This is a genomic window from Anaerococcus sp., from assembly GCF_030825785.1.
In the GTDB taxonomy this organism is placed as follows: Bacteria; Bacillota; Clostridia; order Tissierellales; family Peptoniphilaceae; genus Anaerococcus.
Genome location: NZ_JAPJPG010000035.1, coordinates 1 through 16,135, shown reverse-complemented (window position 1 = coordinate 16,135; position 16,135 = coordinate 1). Strand labels below are relative to the sequence as shown.

21 protein-coding genes and 1 tRNA gene are annotated in these 16,135 nt (G+C 34.1%); 2 read left to right on the top strand and 20 right to left on the bottom strand.

Annotation, left to right across the window (positions count from 1 at the left end; translation table 11 throughout):
- Window positions 1-13: 13 nt before the first annotated feature.
- The 20 genes from RCH56_RS05905 to RCH56_RS05810 form a co-directional block, all read right to left on the bottom strand.
- The gene (locus tag RCH56_RS05905) at window positions 14-853 is read right to left on the bottom strand and encodes an AAA family ATPase (protein ID WP_373690236.1); all 840 of its coding nucleotides are present in this window, start codon (window positions 851-853) and stop codon (window positions 14-16) included.
- Between the two features lie 47 nt (window positions 854-900).
- Window positions 901-1,980: an elongator complex protein 3 gene (locus RCH56_RS05900; protein WP_306484058.1), complete on the bottom strand. Its 1,080-nt coding sequence runs from the start codon at window positions 1,978-1,980 to the stop codon at window positions 901-903.
- Entirely contained in the window at window positions 1,973-2,692 is a 720-nt protein-coding gene (rnc, locus tag RCH56_RS05895; protein WP_306484057.1) for a ribonuclease III, read from the bottom strand. Before rnc ends, RCH56_RS05900 begins: the two co-directional genes overlap by 8 nt.
- Window positions 2,692-2,916: an acyl carrier protein gene (locus tag RCH56_RS05890; protein ID WP_015777607.1), complete on the bottom strand. Its 225-nt coding sequence runs from the start codon at window positions 2,914-2,916 to the stop codon at window positions 2,692-2,694. Before RCH56_RS05890 ends, rnc begins: the two co-directional genes overlap by 1 nt.
- Entirely contained in the window at window positions 2,913-3,887 is a 975-nt protein-coding gene (gene plsX, locus RCH56_RS05885) for a phosphate acyltransferase PlsX (RefSeq protein ID WP_306484056.1), read from the bottom strand. Before plsX ends, RCH56_RS05890 begins: the two co-directional genes overlap by 4 nt.
- A 51-nt stretch (window positions 3,888-3,938) precedes the next feature.
- A complete protein-coding gene (gene rpmF / locus RCH56_RS05880; protein WP_015777605.1) occupies window positions 3,939-4,118 on the bottom strand; it encodes a 50S ribosomal protein L32 in 180 nt (59 codons plus the stop codon).
- A gap of 63 nt (window positions 4,119-4,181) precedes the next feature.
- A complete protein-coding gene (locus RCH56_RS05875; protein ID WP_306484055.1) occupies window positions 4,182-5,375 on the bottom strand; it encodes an acetate/propionate family kinase in 1,194 nt (397 codons plus the stop codon).
- A gap of 65 nt (window positions 5,376-5,440) precedes the next feature.
- Window positions 5,441-6,238, bottom strand: coding sequence for a hypothetical protein (locus tag RCH56_RS05870; protein WP_306484054.1), 798 nt, complete (start codon window positions 6,236-6,238; stop codon window positions 5,441-5,443).
- On the bottom strand, window positions 6,235-6,729 hold the full coding sequence (locus tag RCH56_RS05865; RefSeq protein WP_306484053.1) for a PilW family protein: 495 nt from the start codon (window positions 6,727-6,729) through the stop codon (window positions 6,235-6,237). The genes RCH56_RS05870 and RCH56_RS05865 overlap by 4 nt, the downstream gene beginning before the upstream one ends.
- A gap of 1 nt (window position 6,730) precedes the next feature.
- Window positions 6,731-7,042 (bottom strand): type II secretion system protein, encoded by a 312-nt coding sequence (locus RCH56_RS05860; protein WP_306484052.1) that lies wholly within the window; start codon window positions 7,040-7,042, stop codon window positions 6,731-6,733.
- Window positions 7,005-7,472 carry a prepilin-type N-terminal cleavage/methylation domain-containing protein gene (locus tag RCH56_RS05855; RefSeq protein ID WP_306484051.1) on the bottom strand — a complete coding sequence of 156 codons (468 nt, stop codon included), beginning with the start codon at window positions 7,470-7,472 and terminating at the stop codon, window positions 7,005-7,007. The genes RCH56_RS05860 and RCH56_RS05855 overlap by 38 nt, the downstream gene beginning before the upstream one ends.
- Window positions 7,469-8,179, bottom strand: a complete 711-nt coding sequence (locus RCH56_RS05850; RefSeq protein WP_306484050.1) for an A24 family peptidase — start codon at window positions 8,177-8,179, stop codon at window positions 7,469-7,471. The genes RCH56_RS05855 and RCH56_RS05850 overlap by 4 nt, the downstream gene beginning before the upstream one ends.
- Before the next feature lie 5 nt (window positions 8,180-8,184).
- Complete coding sequence (locus RCH56_RS05845; protein WP_306484049.1) at window positions 8,185-8,538, bottom strand: prepilin-type N-terminal cleavage/methylation domain-containing protein; 354 nt, start codon at window positions 8,536-8,538, stop codon at window positions 8,185-8,187.
- Between the two features lie 9 nt (window positions 8,539-8,547).
- Window positions 8,548-9,606, bottom strand: coding sequence for a type II secretion system F family protein (locus RCH56_RS05840; RefSeq protein WP_306484048.1), 1,059 nt, complete (start codon window positions 9,604-9,606; stop codon window positions 8,548-8,550).
- Window positions 9,607-9,646: 40 nt separating this feature from the next.
- Window positions 9,647-10,207, bottom strand: coding sequence for a ribosome recycling factor (gene frr, locus RCH56_RS05835; protein ID WP_306484047.1), 561 nt, complete (start codon window positions 10,205-10,207; stop codon window positions 9,647-9,649).
- Window positions 10,207-10,923, bottom strand: coding sequence for a UMP kinase (gene pyrH, locus RCH56_RS05830; RefSeq protein WP_306484046.1), 717 nt, complete (start codon window positions 10,921-10,923; stop codon window positions 10,207-10,209). Before pyrH ends, frr begins: the two co-directional genes overlap by 1 nt.
- Window positions 10,924-10,999: 76 nt before the next feature.
- Window positions 11,000-12,388, bottom strand: coding sequence for an MATE family efflux transporter (locus RCH56_RS05825; protein WP_306484045.1), 1,389 nt, complete (start codon window positions 12,386-12,388; stop codon window positions 11,000-11,002).
- A gap of 208 nt (window positions 12,389-12,596) precedes the next feature.
- Window positions 12,597-12,683, bottom strand: a tRNA-Leu gene (locus RCH56_RS05820).
- A 27-nt stretch (window positions 12,684-12,710) separates the two neighbouring features.
- Complete coding sequence (locus RCH56_RS05815) at window positions 12,711-13,268, bottom strand: phosphatase PAP2 family protein (RefSeq protein WP_306484044.1); 558 nt, start codon at window positions 13,266-13,268, stop codon at window positions 12,711-12,713.
- Window positions 13,268-14,695: a CapA family protein gene (locus RCH56_RS05810; RefSeq protein ID WP_306484043.1), complete on the bottom strand. Its 1,428-nt coding sequence runs from the start codon at window positions 14,693-14,695 to the stop codon at window positions 13,268-13,270. The genes RCH56_RS05815 and RCH56_RS05810 overlap by 1 nt, the downstream gene beginning before the upstream one ends.
- Before the next feature lie 123 nt (window positions 14,696-14,818).
- On the opposite strand from RCH56_RS05810, the gene RCH56_RS05805 reads away from it, so the two are divergent.
- Window positions 14,819-15,724: a diacylglycerol kinase family protein gene (locus RCH56_RS05805; RefSeq protein ID WP_306484042.1), complete on the top strand. Its 906-nt coding sequence runs from the start codon at window positions 14,819-14,821 to the stop codon at window positions 15,722-15,724.
- A gap of 49 nt (window positions 15,725-15,773) precedes the next feature.
- Complete coding sequence (locus RCH56_RS05800; protein ID WP_306484041.1) at window positions 15,774-16,043, top strand: DUF4256 domain-containing protein; 270 nt, start codon at window positions 15,774-15,776, stop codon at window positions 16,041-16,043.
- The last annotated feature ends 92 nt before the right edge of the window (window positions 16,044-16,135 follow it).

Sequence of the window (16,135 nt, the reverse complement as noted above, 5' to 3'; positions counted from 1 at the left end):
GCTTACTAATAGATTATTCTATTGATAAGTTATATTTATCTATACTATCTTTAGTATTCCCTATATCTTCTTCTACTTCTTTATAATCTTTTGTAAATGGAGCAAGTTTTTTTCTAATATTATTAAGCTCTGTTTCAGATTTACTAATTTCTTTATCAAGCCTTTTAATATTTTCACTCGCTTCTTTTTTCTCATCTAGGAGGGCTTTAGACTTATCTTTTAGGTAAAAATACGCCCTCTGGTCGAGCTTCTCAGTTAATCTCTTATTTTCCTCGTAATTTTCCTTATAAGTTTTAAGAAGACCTAGTTCTTTTTTCTTATATTCCCAGTCTCTTTCTATGACTTCAAGGTCATCGCTTACCCTATCAAGCTTCTTAGCCGCTTCATCTCGTCTAAACTTATGCTTGGCTATACCGCTTGCTTCTTCAAAGATATTTCTCCTATCCTTAGGCGAAGACGATATAATTTCATCAATCCTACCTTGGGAGATGATTGAATAACCTTCCTTGCCGACTCCGGTGTCTAGGAAAAGTTCTCTTACATCCTTAAGCCTTACCTTTTTTCCATTGATCCTATACTCATTTTCCCCGTCTCTATAGATTCGTCTTGAGATTTTTACCTTGTCATAACTTAGATCAAGAGCCTTATCCTCATTTGAAAAGTTTAGGTTTACTTCCGCAAGGTTAAGGGACTTGGAGCTTTCTCCTCCTTGAAAGATAACATCATTCATCTTAGATCCTCTGAGACTTTTTGCGGATTGCTCCCCTAAAACCCATCTTACAGCATCAGATATATTGCTTTTCCCAGAACCATTTGGCCCAACCACAGCTGTGATCTTATCATCAAATTCAATTTTTGTCCTATCAGCGAAGGACTTAAAGCCCTTAAGCTCTATATTTTCTAATCTAATATCAAATCACCACCGTAAGTTTTCTTTACATAAGAGTAGATAAATTCATCTAAGTTAAGCTTAATCTTTTCATCTTCAAAACTAATGAAATCCAAACTATCAGCCTCAAAGGAGAGATTTATCCCATACTTTTTGTAGAAATACTTCTTATTGGATTTTTTATTTCCAGAAATTATTGAAATACTTCTGTTATCTGTGTGTATAGTAAAGTCTCTATCGATATTTTCTCTTTCGATAAGCTCTTCTAGATATTTTCTATATACCAAAGACTCAGTTAGTTGCCTAATAGCAGGATGAAAGGGACCTGCCACAACATCTCTCTTATCATTGATATTTTCAGTAGTTTGTAGGCCAATTCTTATTACATCGATATCCTTTGCCCTATAGATCATATAAAGCTCAGCTGAAAGATCGACTGCCTCTTCTAAGTCAAGTGGCTTGTAAACTCCTAGATTATAGAGAGCTTCAAGCTTTGTATCTTTGATAACTAAGGTTGGATAAATTCTTACCATATTAGGATTCATATTAGCTGAATCGATGGCTGTCTTTATAGATTTTTGGTGCTCATCCTTGAAAAGTCCAGGCATAATCTGATGGCCCAGGCTAAAACCATATTTTTTGATAAGCTCGCTTGCTTTATAGGAATCTACTACCGTATGGCCTCTTTCGTTGTAATCGAGAATATCCTGGTCTAGGGACTGAATGCCAAGCTCTATTACATCCACACTTTTTTCCTTCAATATATCTAGAATAGAATTATTTATATAATCAGGTCTAGTAGAAAGTCTGATTCTATCAATAATTCCCTTATCTTTGTAAGACTTTGCGACATCAAGATAAGCTATCATCACATCTTCGTCAAGTCCTGTGAAAGATCCCCCAAAAAACGCTAATTCATCGGCCTTTTCTCCTGGAAAATATGAAAGATTTTTTTCAATTTCTTCTATGAGTTTATCCTTATCAAGCTTGTCCTTAAAATTTGTAATCTTTACTTGATTGCAAAAGGCACAATCGTGAGGACATCCCAAAAAAGGTATAAATATAGGTATTATATATTCTTTCTTAGCCATTTTTTCTCTTTATTTTTTCATATGCAGCTTGAGCAGCTTTTTGCTCTGCTTGCTTTTTATTCTTGCCAACTCCATGGGCCAATACCTTGTTTCCTAGCTTAACAGCCATGGTAAAGGTCTTCTCATGTTCTGGGCCTTCTTCTTTTACTAGAACATACTTTAAGATTTTCCTATCTTTTGCATTATGATATTCTTGAAGTTTGGTCTTATAATCATTGAAAATAGAGTCATCATTTATAATCTCTAGGGCTTCTTCCTTATAGTTTTCCTTCAAAAATTTGAACAAATTATCATAGGAAGAGTCTAAATATATCGCAGCACAAACTGCCTCAAAGGTGTCCGCCTTGACATGCTTTTTAAGCTCTCCTCCACCTTGTCTTTCTCCATTACCAAAGTTAAGGAAAGTCGTCATTTTAAACTTCTCACAAGCCTTAGCAAATGATGATGTACACACTAGTCTTGATCTGGTCTTGGTTAGCCAGCCCTCAGGCTTCATAGAGTAGTGTTTGAAGAGTACTTCACTTACTATCATATCTAGGATGGAATCTCCCAGAAACTCTAGTCTTTCGTTACTTTTTTTCTTACCTTTGACCTCATTTGTATAGGAAGAATGAGTAAAGGCTACATCAATCAAATCTTTATCATTGAAGGTGTAGCCAATCTTATTTTCAAATTCTTCTATTTTTTTTAGTCTATTATTAGAAATAGCCATTAATTTTTGCTCTCAATCACGCTTACAATATCAGCAAGTGTTTCAATCTCATCTAATTCTTCATCAGAAAACTCTACTGAATATTCATCCTCTATTAACATTATAAAATCAACTAAGTCAATAGAGTCGATGTCTAAATCAGAAATCTTGCTATCAAAGTCGATTTCACTAGGATCGAGATCAAGGTTTTCAACTGCTAATTCTTTAAGTCTTTCTCTAATCAAATCAATTCTCGTTCTATATTTTCAATAACATTCTTATTTATATAATCCATAAGGCCTAAAATAGCGTTTGAAATTGCAATTTCATTGGCATTGCCATGAGCTTTATAAGCATAGGATTTAACTCCTAAAAGTGGAGCTCCACCGACTTCATCAGCAGAAAACTTGTTAAACATGGACTTAAGATCTTTCTTCAAAATACCTGCTGCAAGCTTGTTAGATAAGGATTTGTAGAATACATCCTTAAGCTCCTTACCCATCAGGCTAAAGATCCCTTCAGCTGTCTTTATAGCAATATTTCCATCGAATCCGTCCGCAAGGATAACATTGACCTTACCTGTAAATAGGTCTCTTGCTTCGATATTTCCTACAAAGTTAAGATTTGCTTCTTTTAATAGAGCGTATGTCTCTTTAGCAAGTTTATTTCCCTTATGTTCCTCAACTCCAACATTGAGTAGGCCAATCTTCGGATTTTCTATATTAAGAACATTTTCTAGATATACTTTACCCATTAATCCGAATTCTTCCAAAAATTCTTTCTTACAATCCATATTGGCACCAGTGTCCATAAGAAGGGTAGTCTCTCCTAGAGTAGGTAGGCTCGTAGCAAGGCAGGCCCTATCGATTCCTTTTATCCTTTTGGCTATGAAAAGTCCTCCCGCAAGAAGGGCTCCGGTAGATCCAGCAGAAAGCACACCATCATAGCCTTCTTCCTTAGATTTTTCGAAGGCTAATACTATAGAGGCATTTTTCTTTCTTCTGATAGCCCTTGCTGGATCTTCGTCATTAGAGATGAATTCATCTGTATGGATAATTTCATAATCTTCTATCCTTCCATCTATTAACTCTTCGATTTTGTCTTTATTTCCTACAAATACTGGAGTAAATTCACGTTTTTCTTTTGCTATTATGGCCCCATCAACTAAGACTCTCTCACCCTTATCTGCTCCGTATGTATCAATTAATATCTTCATATATACCTCTTTAAAATATTATATTAAAAAAGATAGTGTAAAACACTATCTTTACTCTACATCAAGAATTGTTTCGCCTTTATAATCTCCACAGTTTGGGCAAACTCTGTGTGGAAGTTTTGGCTCATGACAATTTGGACACTCAACATAGTTTGATCTATTCAAAGTATAAGCTGAGGCTCTTCTTTTATTTTTTCTTGTTTTTGATGTTCTTCTCTTTGGTACTGCCATCTTTGACACCTCCTCTTATCAGTTTAGCAATCCTTTATATTATATAATGATAAGAGTTGTTTGTCAAGCTTCTACGATCGATTTTGTATCTCTTGCAATCATCAATTCTTCGTTAGTAGCAACGACCATTACCTTAACTTTTGAATCATCTGTAGATACTTCGTGAGCTCCACCGCGAACATTGTTCTTTTCATCATCAATCTTGATTCCGAATTGCTCGAATCCTTCCATGATGTCTTTTCTCATACCGATTGAATTTTCACCAATTCCACCAGTAAATACTATAGCATCTACGCTTCCGATTTCTGCCATGTAACCTGCTATATATCTTTTAGCTCTTGTTACAAACATATCTAGGGCATATTGAGCTCTTTCGTTTCCTTCTTTAGCAGCAGCTTCTAGGTCTCTAAAGTCTGAGCTTACTCCACTAACTCCGAGTACTCCTGATTCTTTGTTTAGGATATTTTCCATCTCGTCAGCTGTAAGATTTTTTTCTTTCATTATATATGTTACAGCTGTTGGGTCGATATCACCTGATCTTGTACCCATGATTAGTCCTTCAAGTGGGGTTAGTCCCATTGATGTATCATAGCTTTTTCCTTCTTTAACAGCTGTGATTGATGAACCATTTCCTAGGTGGCAAGAAATTATATTTACTTCGTTTACGTCCTTGCCTAGGATTTCTGCTGTCTTGTTAGTAATAAAGTTGTGGCTTGTTCCGTGGAAACCATATTTTCTAATAGAATCTTCTTCATAGTATTTGTAATCAATACCATATAGGAAAGTTTTTTCTGGCATTGTTTGGTGGAAGGCTGTATCAAATACTGCTACATTTGGAACACCTTCAAGTAATTTCTCACAAGCTTTAAGTCCCATTAGGTTAGCTGGGTTGTGAAGTGGGGCAAACTTGCTGTATTCTTCGATTGCATCTCTTACTTCTTTGTCAATTAGACAAGATTTTGTAATTTTTTCTCCACCATGTACGAATCTGTGGCCTACTGCATCGATTTCAGATAGATCTTTGATAACTCCGTTTTCACTATCAACAAGGGCATCAAATACGTGACTAACTGCCTCAGTATGATCTTTCATATCTTCTTCGATTGTAAATTCATCATCACCTTTTTCTTGGATAAGCCTTGATCCATCGATTCCGATTCTTTCAACAAGACCCTTTACCATAACTTCTTCGTTTGCCATATAAAATAGTTGATATTTAAGTGATGAACTACCACAGTTTATTACTAATATTTTCATGTTTCCTCCAATTATTTGCAAATTTTCTCTATTTTCATTATACCATAAATTACTTTTAGGCAAGGCTAAAAGCTATGACTTGCTACGATTTCTAAATCTATTAGGTCAGTTTTATTTACTATATTATCGATGATAGACCCGTAATCCTTGTGATATTCTATATCTTGGTTACCTTGGTTTAAAACTACTAGACCCTCAACCCTTATCTTTTTTTCTTTAGTAATAAGTTTAGCCTTAGATATTAGAATTCCTTCAACATAAAGGTCCTTATCGATTGATTTATCCTCATCCAAAATTATTACTCCCTTGTAAGGGTTCTCTTTACTTGTATCGGGTATTTGATTACTAATCGTTTTATCTTTCACAAACTCGAATTTATTAAGCTCACTTTCTATGTCTTTATAGCTTAATTTCCCTTCGTTAGATAAAAGTATATCCTCACGAGGCCTTAGATATATATCTGCTTCTGCTCTTACATTTTTATAATAGATATGCTCAAATACCCTATAGACCTTATCTTTCCTAGGAGCTATATTAGGATCTATCACTCTCATAAGCATTATCTTTTTCTTGGAATTATTATAATCGATGTAGAATTCCTTGGCATTTGCGTGATCAACGTCGCTCAAATCTTCATCGATTATCCTCTTGTAATCTTCTAAGATATATTCTTTTATTTCATTTTCATAGTTATTTACAAAGATATTGACACGACTTTTCGCCTCGTAGACGGCCTGCTTTTTAGTTAAAAGATCTTTGGATAAATCATTCTTACTTTGGACTTCTCTACTTACAAAAGCAAGGCTTATAGATAGGAAAAGCAATACGAGCAGTACATAAATTGTTATAAAGCCTTTTTTCATAATCGTCTTCCTAAGTTTATAAATGTCTTTATAGAGGTAGTTTGAGAGTCTATCCTCATTTCTATGTATTTATTGTCCTCATCATCGTCGTTATAATAAAGATAAAGGTCATCTATCTCACAAATCCTAACCTTGCCATCTCTTTCCGAAAATTTATCTGTATTGTATATATAAGCGTAAAGGACATTTTCCTTTTCTAGACTAAATCTATAGGCAGATTCGACAAATTTATGTCGATCTTGTTCATATTCACTGATATACAGAGTGAAATTACAATTATCACCTTCACTCTTAACAATTTTATGGGCTCTTCTGATCTTATCTTCTATATATAAGGCGGCATGGCTTGCGTTCTTGTACTGCCTCTCATCTATATATTCTTTATTTAAAAATCCCACATTTAAAGAAAATACCATAGATAAGACCCCTATAAGAAGACTTGCTATGGCAATACTTACTATTAGTTCTATTAGAGTAAATCCTTTTTTCATCTTATCTTACCAATTCAAGGCCAAAGCCTTCACAATTTGCAGAAATCTTCCTAAGTCCTTGCGAGTATTCTTCTACACTAACTTCAACTCCAAAGCCATTTATATTATAAGAATATTCTCCTAAATCCTGATTCTTATTTCTCTCAATAGCTTCTTCAAGAGCGTAAATAATCCTTATTTTATCTTGTGATTTCTGATTAATTCTATTTACATTATTGAGGCTTGGAAGAAGTATAAGAGCAAGGATTGCCACAAAGCCCAAGGCAATTATACATTCAATCAGGGTAAATCCCATAGTTTTTGTTTTCTTCAATTCTAATAGAACCTCCTGCAACTCCTATAATAAGCTTTATACTTCCATCCTTTCCAACGAGGTAGGGAGAAGAAAAGACAATTGTTTTCGCTCCAGATACAGACCCTGTTCCATTAAAAACAACTGGATCTACTTTCTTTGACAAAGTTAGATAAGCTAAATCCCTGTCAATATCTTCCATATCATCCATCATAGAAACTTTAGAAAACCTCAACATATACTTATCTTCACGGAAGTAAACTCTGCATTTTCTCCCGCTAATCAAGGCCTTCTCCTTAGCATAGTACATATCATTAATCAGGATATTTAGTTCATTTTTGGCTTTGATTTTCCCTAAAAAATTAAATCTAACCATTCCTACTAAGGAAATAAGAGAGACAATACCGATGACGACAATTAGTTCAATTAAAGTAAATCCCTTCTTTTTCATAGGACTGCTCCCCTATATACTATCAATACTATTATATATGAAAGATATATAAATATTGCAAAAGGCATGCGCTCGCCTCTTTTCCTTTCCATAAGAAGAATTAAAAGTCCCACAAATCCACCAGTCCAAATGGAAAATAAAACAAAAACAATGAATAAGCTATCATTTAGGAAAAGCCCTAGAGCCAAATAGAAATAATAATCCCCATCACCGATATTTCTTCCAGAAATCCTATATATCAAATAATAAATTAAGGAAAATATTATAATATTTATGAAAAATTTCTTATCAAAGAAATGAAACCTATAAATAAGTCCTAAGATTAAAAGTATAATTAAATGCTTTCTATATATCTCCATGGTCTTAAGATCAATAACTGATATTATAAGCCCTATAATTAAGGAAGCAAAAATCATAAGGCTGTTAAGATTAAGACCATAGGATGAGCTTATTATTAGTAAAATCCCGCCTATAACCTCCATAATAATATTATCAGGTGAAATCCTAGCCCCGCATGACCTACATTTTCCTTTCTGAATAAGAAAGGAAATCACTGGAATTAATTCAAAAGGTCTAAGACTTTTACCACAAGACTCGCAATGACTTCTGGGATAGACTATACTTTCATCTCTCATTCTCCTATGGACGATGAGATTAGCAAATGAACCAAATATTGACCCTATTATAAATAGAAATATATAAATCATTTTACTTAATTATTACTAGCTGGATTTTCCTTTATTTGCCCTGGACTTACACTCACATGGCCTTCTTTATCAATTTTAACTTCATAGCTTTGGCCATCATGACCGATTCCCTTTGGTATTTCTGGCCATTTTTGTATATAATCTTTCGCATAACTTTGGCTTGTCCAAGTATCATTAACTCCATCAGAGCTTGCCATGGTTCCTGCAGTTGTAAGCATTTCAACATTAGCATTGTGGGCTGCTATGGCAGCTTTTTTCTTGGAGTTCTTATATCTTGGAATTGCTATTGCTGCAAGTATTGTAATTATAGCAACAACTATAACAAGCTCAATTAAAGTAAAACCTTTTTTCTTTTTCATAATTTCTCCTTAGTATAAGTAATTAACCGAATCGAACATCGGTATCGTAACAGAAAATACGACAAAGCCCACGATAAAAGCCATGATCAATATCAAAACAGGCTCTATGGCAGTAGATATCTTTTTCAGCCTATATATGTATTCATTCGCAAAATATTCTGAAGTCTTCTTAAGAGATTCAACCAAAAATCCACTGTCTTCTCCTACTTCTATCATAGAAACTAAAAGATTTGAAAAAATCCCAGCCCTCTTAAAGGCATCAGATAAGCTTAAACCATCTAGGAGGTCTTTTTGTATAAGGATAAGTTTCTTTTTGATAAAAGTATTAGTAAAAGATTCTCTAATTATTCCAATTGAGCTAATTATATCAATATCTCCACTACGTAGAATATATAGTAGTGAACTTATCTGATAATCCATAGTAAGCTTTCTGAATCTTTTAAGGGGAAGATGTTTAAAATTGTATGTGTCTAGTTTTAATCTATAGGACTTACTATTATACATGAAAAGATATAGTAATATTATGGTTAAGAATACAATTATTACTATAAAGCCATATTCAGAAAAGAAAGCACTAATAGCCAAAAGCATTCTTGTCGATAAGGGAAGGACCATCTCATAAGAAGCAAAACTTTCTGTAAAAGTCGGCATAACTAGAGTTACAATTAGACCTACTACAGTAATTGTCACTAGTAAAAGTATAATTGGATAGATAAAAGCCTGTCTAATCTTAGCTTTGTTCTTGCTGTCATTTGACAGATAAGCAGAGAATTCTCCCAAAATTTCTGCCATATTTCCACTCTCATCTCCTGACTTAATAAAGGCTATTAACATTGGACTAAAGTATCTCACCTCTCTATTGAAGGACTCATAGGCACTCAATCCTTTATTTAAATTTACAAGTATATTCGAAATAGCCTTAGTTAGCTTTTTGTCAATTTTTTGACCTCTTATTATACAGAGACTCTCATCAAGACTTATCCCTGAGCTTAAAAGTAGTGAAAGCTCACTAAGAAATAAGGATACTATCCTAGCAGGTATCCTACCAAGGCTAATATCCTTATTCAAAATTTCGCCTAAACTTTTTAAATTAATCTTATTCAATTTATTATACTGACATCAACTCTTTGTTCTTCTTTGAGGCCAATGCTTCAACGTCCTCAATCATCTTGTCAGTAATCTTTTGGATTTCATCTTCAAGAGTGTATCTATCATCTTCTGTGACGTCTCCTGATTTCTCACTCTTTTTGACTTCATCCATAGCTTCTCTTCTCTTATTTCTTATAACAATCTTAGCATCCTCTGCGTAGGTATCTACTTCTTTAGTGTATTCTTTTCTTCTTTCTTCTGTTAATTGTGGGAAAGGAAGTCTTATAACCTCTCCGTCGTTTTGAGGTGTAATACCAACATTGGATTTAAGAATAGCCTTCTCAATTGGTCCTATATTTGTCTTATCCCATGGCTTGATTACAAGAAGTCTAGCTTCTGGGATTGAAACTGTTGCAGCTTGGTTGATTGGTGTCTCTGTTCCGTAGTATGAAAAAGTAATGCCATCTAAGATAGCTTCAGTCGCTCTACCAGCCTTGATTGTTGCAATTCTCTTATCGAAAGACTCTAGTGCCTTAGCCATATCATCTCTTGCTTGTTTTTTTATTTGTTCATAAATCATTAAAAACTCTCCTTTACTATAGTCCCTATTGGGTTTTCTTCTTCAAATATTCTTACTAAATTGCTTGGATCATCTATACCAAACACAAATAAAGGCATATCGTTATCCATACACAATGATGTAGCAGTTGTATCCATTATCTTTAATTCTTTATGAAGAATTTCCTTATAAGTTAGCTTATCAAACCTTACTGCATCGTGATAGACATTAGGATCTTTATCATAGATACCATCAGTTCCAGTCTTTCCAAGAAGAATCATGTCTGCATTTATTTCTAAGGCTCTTAGACTTGCCGTGGTATCTGTTGAGAAATATGGAAGACCAGTACCTGCAGAAAAGATTACAATCCTTCCTTTTTCCAGATGTCTTACCGCTCTTCTTCTAATATAAGGCTCTGCTACTTCCTTCATATCGATTGCAGTCATAAGTCTAGTATCAAGACCCATCTCTTCTAAGGTTCCCTGAACTCTCAAACCATTCATCACAGTTCCTAGCATACCAATTGTATCAGAGCTTGCTCTGTCGATTTCCTTACCAGACCTTCCTCGCCAGAAGTTGCCACCGCCTACAACAATAGCGATTTGAACTCCTAGCTTTGAAACAGCCTTAATATTTTCACATATGTTTATAATAATATCGTCGTCGAAGCCAAAACCCTTATCACCAGCCAAAGCTTCACCACTTAACTTAAGAATAACTCTTTTATAATCTTGCAAAATTTTCCTCCTACTCATATTAATTATAACCTATTGATGTTAACATTTGCAAGAGCAATTTTTTTCTTTAATAAAGCTAGAAAGAACCGCCCTTCCAGTCACCTTTAGCGTAGATAAAGTGGGCGATAAATGTAACCAATACATTTGAAATAGCCATAGCAAGCCAAATTCCAGTAGCCTTGTAGGCTGTAAAGTACTTAAAGAAAAATAATAGTGGAATCCTAATCCCCCAAAGTCTTAACAAGTCAACAAACATAGAGTACTTGCTGTTTCCTGACCCCTGAAAGAGCCCTTGGTATATAAAAAACATATTAAGCATTACTAAAGTCAATAAAGTATAAAACATATAGGAATTGGCCTGGACCATAAGTTCTGAATCCTTAGGGGCATCTATAAAAAACGTAAGGATCTCATACCTATAGATAAAGCTTACTATAGCTATTACTATAGACATCATTATTACTATAAAAGAAGCCTTCCTAAAAGTTTCCTTGACCCTATCTATATTCCTATTTCCAATATTTTGACCAATAATGCCAGTGATAGCTGAGCCAATCCCGCTAGGCGGAATATTTAAAAGACCCGTAATCCTATTTACCATTCCATAAGCTGCGACAGTTTCTGTACCGTATGACTGGATAAAGGCATTTAAAATTATAAAGCCAATCGCAGTTCCCATCTGACCGACTACAGAAGGCGTTGCAATCCTATAAATTCTCTTAAGAATATCCTTCTCCCACTTTATAAAAAATAAGGATTTATAATTGAGCTTTATATAATCTTTATTAATTCTTAAATGAATAAAGCCTAAAATCAACATCAAAGCTTGTGTAAGAACAGTGGCTAAGGCAGCACCCTTAACTCCCATATCAAGCCCTCTAAGACCTATGATTGGAATCTCATCAAAGATGAAGAAAGGATTTAAAATCATATTTAAAACTACACAAGTTGTACTTATCACAGTAGGTATAGTATTTTTTCCTTGGGCAGAAAAGACAGCCGAGTAGATAAAATACAAAAATATAAAGGGAATTCCAAAATAGGAATACTTAAGATAAATTACAGAAAAATCGTGAAGCTCTCCATTAGCTCCCATAAGATTTACAATCCCTTCAGCCGTAAAATAACCTAAGATCATAAATACTATAGAAAAGATTAAGGAAATATTAATAAGAGTATCCGTATACTTCTGTGCATTTTTCACATCATCTCTTCCCAAAAGCTGGGAAACTAGGGAAGTCGCTGCAATAGAAAGCCCCATTCCTATCGAGTTAAATAAAAAAATAACTGGCCAAGTAAAAGAAGTAGATGCAAACTCCGCCGTCCCAAGCTTACCAAGCCAAAAAGCATCTGCCAAAGAATAAAGTTGTTGGATGAAAAAGTTTAAAATTATAGGTATAGAAATCACAAAAATAGCCTTGTAAATACTACCATGTAAAATCAATTCCCTTCGATCATTCTTCATATAAACCCCTAAGTAAGTATTAACTATAATTTTATCATAGAATTTAAAATTAAGAAACTATAACTTGAAGTATAATAATTGAAATATAAGTTTAGAAAGATAAATTTATTAAAATTTCAAATAAAAAAAGATATTGCTAACCCGTTGGTAACTTTTTTATTTTCAGTCACCTTTAAGTGTTGCAATATCAACGTTTTTAAAAAAGTAATGGTGCCGGTGGTGGGACTCGAACCCACACGCCCTGGTGGACAACAGAGTTTGAGTCTGTCTCGTCTGCCAATTCCAACACACCGGCTTAAGTACCTATATATTATACCATCCATTACTGTCTTTGTAAATTAATTTTTCCCTTAAGTTTTCTATACTTAGGACTTTGATATATCTTGATTGCTCCTACTCCTATTGCCATTCCAACTACCGCTCCTACTAATACATCCGTTGGATAGTGTACATATAGATATAGTCTTGAGAAAGCTATTAATATAGCTAATATTCCAACGTAGTACTTTAGTGGTTTTGATTTTGCAAGAAGTATTATTATAGTTGCAAAGGAGGCTGAGTAGGAAGTGTGACCTGAAGGAAAAGAGTTATCTGATAGGTGATTGATCAATAAGTCAGTAAATCCTACTGCTTCATAGGGTCTTACTCTTCCAACTGAAATTTTAAGTATTATATTTACAACTATTAGATTTAAGAAAAATGATATTAATATGATTTCTCCAATCCTCCTATATCTTTTTGTTGTCATAAATATTAGAATCATACTAAACCAAAGTATAGACATATTACCTAGAGAAGTTATAGTTAGGAAGAAATTGTCCAGGCTGTCACTTCTTATGTTCTGTATAGCGTTTAGGATTCCTATTTCATATGTTCCCATTAGTTTACCTCAGTTGTCGCCGTCTCCATTGTCATGTCGTAGGCTTGTTGTATTCTCTCTCTTTGATATTCATCTACTAAATCATACTTATCTCCACCCTCAAGGAAGTCTTCACATAGATAGGGCTTGGTGCTTGCGCCGTAATCATCGTAGTTTGTTCCTACCCAAAGTGGATGAAGTTTTATATCGCTGATCTTTTTGTTACCAGTTTTTTCATTCTTGTTAAGGTTTAGCTCAATGCTAAGGGATTGCTCACATCTTATATCTCCACTTACTTCGAGAGATTGCTTAGAGATAAAGTTACCTAGGGCGTAGGCTATAAGCCCTTCCTTACCATCTTTATTCTTGTAGATCTCAACAGGTTGGACAACGTGTGGATGGTTACCTATTACAAGATCTGCTCCCCAATCAATCATATTATGAGCAAGTTCCACTGTACTTTCTTGAGGATAAGACTGATATTCTATTTCCCAGTGAGGATAAACTATGATAAAGTCCGCCCCATTCTCCTTGGCTTCTTCTATATCAGATTTAATATTTTCTTCGTGTAGGTAGTTTAGGGAATCTACTTCTTCTCTTAAGTTTAGGAGGTCTTCCTTACCATTGGCTCCATAAGTATAGGCGAGAATTGCAATCTTTATCCCATTTATTTCTTTATAAAGAATCTTATCACTTTCTTTTTCCTTGCTTCCTACATAATCTAGGCCTGCTTCCTTGGCAGCCTCGATTGTTGTCTGAACTCCTTCTTCGTCTGTGTCCAATGAGTGGTTATTTGCAGTAGTTACTACATCAAAGCCCGCATCCTTTATGTTTTTAAGATAAGCTGGAGGAGCGTTGAAGGCAGGAAAGCCAGCATATTCTCTGTTTGGATTAGTGGTCGTTTCATAATTTGTTATAGATAAATCACTATCTCTAACGAAGTCTGAAATATAAGCAAATTGATTGGAGAAATCATAGTCTCCTCCTCCATAAGAGTAGGCATATTGGATTTGGCCAAGATGGGCCATAGTATCTCCAAAAAACTTAAGCTTAACCTTAGCGTAATCTTCCTCTAAGTCATCTTCTTTATCCTTCTGCTTTTGTTTTTTCTCATCCTTATCTTTCGGCTTTCTTGCTTCAGATGACTTTTTAAATGATTCTAGATCTTTTTCTCTTTCCTTTTCCTTCTTACTATCATTTTCCTTTTCTTTAGCTAGGCTCATCTCCCAATTTGTCTTAGCCTTCTCTCTATCACTGGTTTTTTCTTTAGAACTTTCTTTTTCAGTAGATTCGGTATTTGCAAGATCTGTACTAGTCTGATCTAGATTATCTATAAGTTCTCCCGTACTCTTTGCACTAACTTCTACATTATCAGAGTTATTCCCACATGCAGTCAAACTTGTTATAAGTAATATACTCGTTATAAGATTAAATATTTTCTTTCTCATTAAATCACTCCTTACCTATTACTTTAACTCTTTTATAATAAATTTCATCTATAAATATTGACCATAGCTTTTTACTTATCTTTAAATGATAAATGTTTTCAGTATAATAAATGAGGTGACATTATGAAGAAAATATTATTTATAATCAGCTCAAAAGCTGGCAAAACAGAATTTGATATTAATAGAAATGACCTCTTAGCTTTAGAAGAAAGAATGCCTAGAGATACTAAAATAGAAGTGATAGAAACAAAGTATAAGGGCCATATTGATGAGATTATAGAAGACTTTGCTAAAGAGGATGGTTTTGAAAAATACGCCATAATCTGTGGCGGAGATGGCTCTCTTAACGAGCTTGTCAATATATCTTATGGTAAAGATATTTCCATCGGTTTAATCCCAACTGGAACTGGCAATGATTTTGCCAAAAACTTTGATTACAAAAACTTTAATCTAGAAAAAATCTTTTCATTCTACACAAGACCTATAGATTTAATAGAAGTTAATGGCAAGCTTTGTATAAATGTAACAAGCCTTGGATTTGACACAAAAGTCCTAAAAGAAGCTTACAAGTTTTTAGAAAAAAATCCAAAGCTAGGAAAAAAAGCCTATATAAAAGCAGTTATATCTTCACTTAGAAATATACAATATGAGAATCTCAAAATTAGAATGATGATGGAAAATGGAAAAAGTATGGAAATTGAAGGTGACTTTTTAATAAGCGCAATCTGTAATGGAGCCTTCTACGGATCAGGATTTAACCCAGCTCCAGAAGCTAGCCTTTGCGATGGATTAATAAACTTAATTACTGCTGAGAAGATACCTTTCTACAAACTTCTTTTTATGATCCTAAAATACAAAAAAGGTAAGCACAGGACTAGCCCACATCTCAATGAATATAAAATAAGTAGCGGACAAATCTCTTCAGATAAGGACTTTCTCGCTAATATAGATGGAGAAATATTTACTAGCAATAAAATAAATTTCAAGGTCATCCCTGATGCTATATCTTGGATGTACTTTGAAGATTAAGTAATATAGGAATATTTAATACTATCCAAAAACTACAAAAAGGGATCTAATGGACAAAGCTGATAGTTATTTTATAAATAAATTGGAGAAACGATTCAAGGACCATATGGAAATACATCCAAAAGTCGAATGGGATGCTATCAAAGCTAAAATCCTTGCTAATAAAAATCTATATGATTCCTTGTGTCTTATGGAAGAAACTGGGGGCGAACCAGATCTCGTAGACCTCGATATATTTAAATCCCTAGTATACGCCATCTATCAGAAAAATCCCCTAAGGGCCAAACTTCATTGTTCTATGATAAAAATCAAGGATTAACAGAAAAAGAATCCGCCAAATTCTTCTATTGAAGAAGAAATCAAAACTACCAGCTTAGCTGGTAGTTTGAACAGCGCCTATAAGGCGCAAAT